We start from the raw sequence: 6,593 nt of genomic DNA on the forward strand, positions 1-6,593 counted from the left end.
GGTACTCCAGATTGGGAGTTTATGGAGAATTATATTAAATCACTTCCTTATAGTTCTTCTTTGTAAGATATTGTGGATAAATAGTATTCTATACGTAAAAGAATTATTACGTTTAAATAGTAATAATGTTTGGTTTGGCGGTAAGCTGGAAACAAAAACTTTAGAAGGATGAGGATATGATTATTACGTTATGAATCAAGTTAGCGATCAGCCTGCTAGTACAATGATGGCATGCCCAAACGTAAAAGCAACCATAAAACCGGTTAGTGTATTTTTAGGCGATGAAACATTTTTAAGATATAATAGCAAACTACCTATCGTAGTATATGCTCCAAAAGATGTTGAACTACATTACGTTATTTGGCATCAAAATGATATAATCAATTCTGCAAATGAAGGTTAGTATTATAGATATATCGTCATTGCAAGTAGCTGAAGTTGTTATTGCATGGCTTCTATGTCATTCCCGCAGAAGCGGGAATCCAGCATAAAGCGAGATAAATCGAGCTTTTAATTTTAAAAATTTGCTGTATTTATGCTTTTTTTCTGGATTCCTGCTTCCGCGGGAATGACATAGAATGCGGGAACGACATCAAAACTTAAAATCAACTCTTTTTAGTCAATACCTAAATTACTCAAAATCTTCCTCTACAGCTTCAACTTCTTGCACTTCCGGTACAAAATGTTTAAGCATGGATTCAATGCCGTCTTTTAAGGTGATAGTAGAGCTTGGACAGCCAAGACATGCACCACGAAGAGCTAATTTAACTATACCATTTTCAAAGCCTTTATATATTATATCACCACCATCTTGTGCAACAGATGGACGCACTCTAGTTTCAATAATCTCTACAATTTGCTTCTCTATTTCCGAAAGCCCATCAAGGTTATGATTTACATTATCTGCTTTTGTACTTTCTTCAAATACCGGAAATCCCGAAACAAAATGATCCATAATAACCATTAAAACTTCAGGCTTTATAACTTGCCAATTACTTTCAGCTTGCTTAGTCACTGTTATAAAATCACTACCAAAAAATACTGATTTTACATTATTAATATAAAATAGTGACTCTGCAAGTTTGCTTCTTCCTTTAACTTCAGCAATATCGCTAAAAAATACCGGCTGTTCACTACTTATTTCCTGCCCCGGGAAAAACTTTATTGCATCAGGGTTGGGAGTATCTTCAGTTTGAATAAACATAATTAAAGTACACTAATAAATTTGTTGATTATTATAAATCGATAGTACCGTTTTTACAATATATTTGTATTTATCTTGGAGATTATTGCGTGGACACTTAATCGTCATTGCGAGACGGCGTTGTTGCGTGGACCAACTTCACCTCTGTCATACCGTGGCTTGACCACGGTATCCAGTTAAAAATACTAATATTATTAGTATTTTTTGTTGTTTTTATGGACCTAGTTAGCAAGCCACGTGGTGACACAGGTGGTTTTACCGGTCTACGCAACAATGCCTTGCCGAGACCACGAAGTGGCTGCGGCAATCTAGAAAAGATAATAAAAAATATCAATTTATAGCATTTTTTTACTGGATTGCTTCGTCAATTACTTCGTAATTTCCTCGCAATGACGAGAAAGCTGATCCACACAACAATACTACGCGGGAATAACATAAGGCGGTAAATATCTAATTAATATATAAGCCGGTATAAAACAAAATCCTGCTACGATGAAAAAATAAGTCCAACCTAAATAAGTAGCTGCATAGCCTGAAATACTACCGAACAATATGGTACTAATATAAGCAATAGAAGTAATTAAAGCAATTTGGGTTATACAATATTTAGAACTACAACATCTTAATTGGTAAGAAAAAAACGGCGACATAGTTAAGCCTTTGGTAAATTCTTGAAAAAAGACCGCTATATACAGACTTGTAATATCTCGATTATAAAAATAGAGAAATAAAAAAGATAGGCTAGATAAAGCATGATATATTAATGCTTTTTTAAGCAAATAAGAATATTCATATTTTCGGCACAAAAAACCGCCTATAAAACCTCCAAGGATTGCAGCACACATACCGAAAGCTTTATATCCAAGAGCTAAATCTTTCTTCGTATACCCAATATCGAGATAAAACATATTCGGCATAATTGAAAGAAAATTATCTTGAAGACGATATAGAAGCATAAAACTAACAATTATTAGCCATTTAGGTTTCTTGATAAAGTCATAAAAAGCATGCCAAAATCTATCAAAATCATTAATAATTATCTTATCTTTAAATTTAAGCGGATAAATTATAATTAATAGTAATGACGGTATACATAAAATTGCCATAGCACGATAAACATCTTGCCAAGATATGATAGTTGATAAATATAACGCTCCTGAACCTGCTATAAGTATACCTATTCTAAAGCCTGTAGTACAAGCTGCCTCACTTATGCCCCAATTTTTATTTATAATAAGTAACATCTGTGATGATTGAAGCAACATATCATAAATGGAAGAAAAAAATGCCACAGCTACTAAGCATAAAGCAAATGGTATAAAATGAGTATTAGGGTTAAAATTTGTTAGAACATATACACAACAAATACAGCTAACCAAAGCAATAATTAAACAATATTTATATCCTCGCTTACTTAAAGGAGCAAAACTTACTTTTTCTAGTAAAGGACCCCATAAAAATTTAAATATATGAATAAAATTAACTAAACTAAAAAGCCCGATAGTGATTTTATCAAAACCGGATTCTCGAAGCCAAAAAGAAAGAGTTGAACCGGTAAGTAAATAAATTAAACCTCCGGGAAAAGAAATTATTAATATAAAGAAAATATTAGATATATATTGAAATCGTGAAAAATTTAAATTTATGAATTTATTCTCCTTATATAAAATGATTTGATGTTATCCTTGTAAAATCTATGTCATTCCTGCTTTTAGCAGCGTTGTTGCATGGCTCGATTTTCCTCCTGTCATCCCGTGATTTATTCACGGGATCCAGTTAAAAATATCAATAATATTGATATTTTTAGTTGTTTTTCTGGATACCGTGGTCAAGCCACGGTATGACATCGAGGGCATTTTTTAAGCCATGCAACAACGCTGCTAAAAGCAGGAATGACATGAGAACCATGCAATACGTCCTACAAACTATGAGACTTTCTTTCTTTTATTACCGTAGCTGTTACCGCCAAAAGTTTTTTTACGATTATTATCAAAAGAATTAAACTTTTTACCCTCACCGCCGGCTCTTTTACCGAATGATCTTTTACGATTATTTTTATCACTCCTAAACTCACTTCGTGGTGTAGATTCTCCTTTATTTACTAGACGATCAATTGCACGCCATCTAATAACATCATCAGGAGAAATAAAAGACAGTGCATGTCCGGTAGCCCCTGCTCTACCCGTTCTACCTATTCTATGTAAATAATCTTCAGGACACATAGGTAAATCATAATTAATAACATGCTGTGTATGAGAAATATCAAGCCCACGAGCCGCTACATCAGTTGCTACCATTATTCTATGATTTGACTTACGAAATGATAAAATTACTCTTTCACGTTGACGCTGACTTAAATCACCATGTATAGCTTCTGCTTTATGATTTTCATATTTTAACATTTTAGCTAATTGATCGGCAGAGCGTTTAGTCTTCACAAAAATAATTACCGATCCTTCCCTATTACCAAGTTGTTTAGTTAATTCACTAAATTTTTCTTTATCAGAAACATGCATTGATTCCTGTTTTATTTCTGCAGCTGCTTTATTAGTAGCACCTACCGTAATACGTACTGGATTGTTTAGATATTTTTGAGAAACAGCAATAATATGTTTTGGCATAGTAGCGGAAAACATTAAAACTTGTCTTTTTTCCGGTAAAAATTTATTGATTTCTTCTAACTGTTCTTTCATCCCCATATCAAGCATTCTATCCATTTCGTCAAGTACAGTTATGCCTATGCGATCAATTTTTAAACTTCCTCTATTTAAGTGATCGATAATACGCCCTGGCGTACCGATAATCACTTTCGGATTCTTTTTTAATTGCATAAATTGTTTAGGCATCGGTTCACCGCCTATCAAAACTGCACTATTAATTTTATAGGATGTAGTTACTTTATTTAAAGTACTGTGTATTTGCGTTGCTAATTCTCTAGTCGGGACAAGAATTAAAGCAGTAGTTTTATTTTTAATAAATGAATCAATTAACGGCAATAAATAAGCGAGAGTTTTTCCTGAACCTGTTTGGCTAGAAGCGAGTATGTCCGACCCCGCCATTGCAACCGGAATCGATTGCTTTTGTATTTCAGTCGGCTCAGTGATATTCATTGTCTCAAGAGCGATAATTAATTCTTCAGATAAATTAAAATTTTTCATTATATAATCCAATATAGTTTTAAATCAAAATATGCACATTATTGATTAGACCTATTACATAACCCATTTCTTAAAGATATATGAGACGCTCTCTCAGCCTTACATACTTTATTAGTACGCTTGAGTAGAAATCTCTTATTCCCTTTATTAAGAACCTACCTGTAAATAAATTTTAACCGATAATTTAATTCTTTTCGGCTGCAAATTATAAGATTTTTTTGAAATATGAATAACTATTTCTTCAAAAATCTTATCACTTTTCGCTAAAAAAACTCTTTAATTACTAATTAAAATTTATTTACAGATAACCTCTAAGATAAGTTATGCAGGTCTATTGTATAAAAAATAAGTTATAGTAAATTAAAATAACGACTTATATAATTATCCTGAATCAAAAAATATGCTTAAGCTAGATTACAAACCAACTAAATATATAAAACGATAATGAATAATGAAACTATTTTAGAATCTTATTCAAGCCAGAATAATATTATTAGATTTATGGCATTTTCATGCCTCTTAGTAAAAATAATTTATTATACTTAAAATTATATAGGTTATTATAAGACAAAAACAAAATATTTACTATTTTGATAAAGATGACTAGGCTACCCTAAATTATAAACAATTTTGGATAGCTGCTTTTGGCATTATATAATATATTTATTTAATTCTGAGGTTAACAGCATAGGCTTTTCCTTGCTTTTCTTCAAGATCAAAAATTACATTTTGTCCTTCTTCAAGGCTATGTAAACCTGCTGCGTCTACGGCTGATTTGTGTACAAACACATCTTTGCCGTCATTTTCCTGTTCAATAAATCCAAAATTCTTCGTAGAATTATACCACTTAACTTTACCTACTATATTTGTAGCCATAAAAACCTTTATTAGATAGAAATTACTTATTTGAACTTAACACACGCTTATAATAACTAAAACTTAAATTTTACTTTAAATCTTATTTAATATAAGAGCCGATAAAAATTCATTATGCAAAACTACCTTACCTTGCGGCATTTGTCAATAAACATATCAATAATATACAAGAGAAAGTATTACTTTCTGAAACTAATCTATCATATTATTACTATTTTGTCACTATTTAAGTTAATTATCTAATAAATTAATGAGTAAACTAACTATTTTAAAGTGGTTTAATAATTTTTTTATATCAGACTAATATATTAATGATAAAAGTACTTGCTTTTTTGTATTTTTTTTATTAATCTGTCACCGTGAATTAAATAGTATACTGTATACAATATACTATACACTGGTCTTGCCCGCGTGATGGAATGGTAGACATAACGGACTTAAAATCCGTGGAGCGTAAGCTCTTGCCGGTTCAAGTCCGGCCGCGGGTACCATTCGCCATTTTTAGGCAAATTCACCAATGTATCAAACGGCGAACGCAGCATAAAATCAAGCTTTTCAGCATTTTTTACTTAACAATACATACGCTTTAATAAATTTTGTTTATTATATTTGTACTTCAGAATTTGTAGGATCAAGTTCAATTGCCTTATTATAAGACTCAAGAACTAATACATATTTACCTAGTAAATAGAAAAAGCCGTATTTTTGAGTAAGATAGATTTATTAAATATATAATTATTACAATTAACAATTATAATTATTGACTTCTTTTAATTCCCCCTATAAATTACTTCTCTCAAATGATAATTAAACTCTATAATTAATATATAAGCTAATTTTAAAGAGTTTAAATATGGAAAATAAAGAAGAAGAAATTTTAACCTCTCAGTCTTATATTGATGAAGAGGAAGAAAAGCGATTAAAAGCTCAAAATGCAAGGAAAGAGCTTAAGTTAATACTAATAACTCTTGGAATAGTTTTGACTAGTTTTTTAACTTTCTGTTATTTCTTTTTTAATTATGCAGAAGAAAAAGCAGCAGAGTATAAATTACAGCAGGAACAAGAAGCTAAAGCAACTAATAAAATAGAATGATAGCCGCTGAAATGCCAAAAGTTACAATTATTAATACTTCTTTATTATTTATTATTGCAACTTTTTATTTTTACTTTAATTGTAATCAACTATTATTAACAAAAATAAGAAATAGCTTTAATGGAAGTGTTGAGAGATAAGGAATTAAGCAGAGAATTACAGGAAGGATATTTTTTTGGAAAAATTTGTGTTTAAATTTAAGATAAATTTTGGTCAGTATATATAAAATTAGTAGAAATTTTGTTACTATCTATGTGTTATC

Annotated in this window: 7 protein-coding genes, 1 tRNA gene and 1 pseudogene; 3 read left to right on the plus strand and 6 right to left on the minus strand. The window is 30.7% G+C overall.

Annotation, left to right across the window (positions count from 1 at the left end):
• Positions 1-184 precede the first annotated feature (184 nt).
• Positions 185-403, plus strand: a pseudogene (locus SB78_RS11110) (ecotin family protein); the annotation flags it as partial.
• Between the two features lie 228 nt (positions 404-631).
• Here SB78_RS11110 and SB78_RS05470 read toward each other — a convergent pair.
• The 6 genes from SB78_RS05470 to SB78_RS05485 form a co-directional block, all read right to left on the minus strand.
• Positions 632-1,204, minus strand: a complete 573-nt coding sequence (locus tag SB78_RS05470) for a NifU family protein (protein ID WP_041079186.1) — start codon at positions 1,202-1,204, stop codon at positions 632-634.
• 97 nt (positions 1,205-1,301) lie between these two features.
• Entirely contained in the window at positions 1,302-1,511 is a 210-nt protein-coding gene (locus SB78_RS09750) for a hypothetical protein (RefSeq protein WP_241773780.1), read from the minus strand.
• Positions 1,512-1,623: 112 nt separating this feature from the next.
• A complete protein-coding gene (locus SB78_RS05475) occupies positions 1,624-2,850 on the minus strand; it encodes an MFS transporter (RefSeq protein WP_081420979.1) in 1,227 nt (408 codons plus the stop codon).
• 117 nt (positions 2,851-2,967) lie between these two features.
• Positions 2,968-3,060, minus strand: coding sequence for a palindromic element RPE4 domain-containing protein (locus SB78_RS11990; RefSeq protein ID WP_410524515.1), 93 nt, complete (start codon positions 3,058-3,060; stop codon positions 2,968-2,970).
• Between the two features lie 69 nt (positions 3,061-3,129).
• A complete protein-coding gene (locus SB78_RS05480) occupies positions 3,130-4,362 on the minus strand; it encodes a DEAD/DEAH box helicase (RefSeq protein ID WP_041079190.1) in 1,233 nt (410 codons plus the stop codon).
• A gap of 663 nt (positions 4,363-5,025) precedes the next feature.
• Positions 5,026-5,238, minus strand: a complete 213-nt coding sequence (locus SB78_RS05485) for a cold-shock protein (protein ID WP_041079191.1) — start codon at positions 5,236-5,238, stop codon at positions 5,026-5,028.
• A 405-nt stretch (positions 5,239-5,643) separates the two neighbouring features.
• Here SB78_RS05485 and SB78_RS05490 point away from each other — a divergent pair.
• A tRNA-Leu gene (locus SB78_RS05490) sits at positions 5,644-5,729 on the plus strand.
• A 362-nt stretch (positions 5,730-6,091) separates the two neighbouring features.
• The gene (locus SB78_RS05495) at positions 6,092-6,331 is read left to right on the plus strand and encodes an RP671a family tick cell line-upregulated protein (protein WP_041079192.1); all 240 of its coding nucleotides are present in this window, start codon (positions 6,092-6,094) and stop codon (positions 6,329-6,331) included.
• The last annotated feature ends 262 nt before the right edge of the window (positions 6,332-6,593 follow it).

Source organism: Rickettsia asembonensis (genome assembly GCF_000828125.2).
Classification (GTDB): Bacteria; Pseudomonadota; Alphaproteobacteria; order Rickettsiales; family Rickettsiaceae; genus Rickettsia; species Rickettsia asembonensis.

Coding starts and splice junctions, on each gene's coding strand:
- SB78_RS05495 (WP_041079192.1), top strand. CDS start 6,092: ATGGAAAATAAAGAAGAAGAAATTTTAACCTCTCAGTCTTATATTGAT.
- SB78_RS11990 (WP_410524515.1), bottom strand. CDS start 3,060: ATGCCCTCGATGTCATACCGTGGCTTGACCACGGTATCCAGAAAAACA.
- SB78_RS05480 (WP_041079190.1), bottom strand. CDS start 4,362: ATGAAAAATTTTAATTTATCTGAAGAATTAATTATCGCTCTTGAGACA.
- SB78_RS05485 (WP_041079191.1), bottom strand. CDS start 5,238: ATGGCTACAAATATAGTAGGTAAAGTTAAGTGGTATAATTCTACGAAG.
- SB78_RS05470 (WP_041079186.1), bottom strand. CDS start 1,204: ATGTTTATTCAAACTGAAGATACTCCCAACCCTGATGCAATAAAGTTT.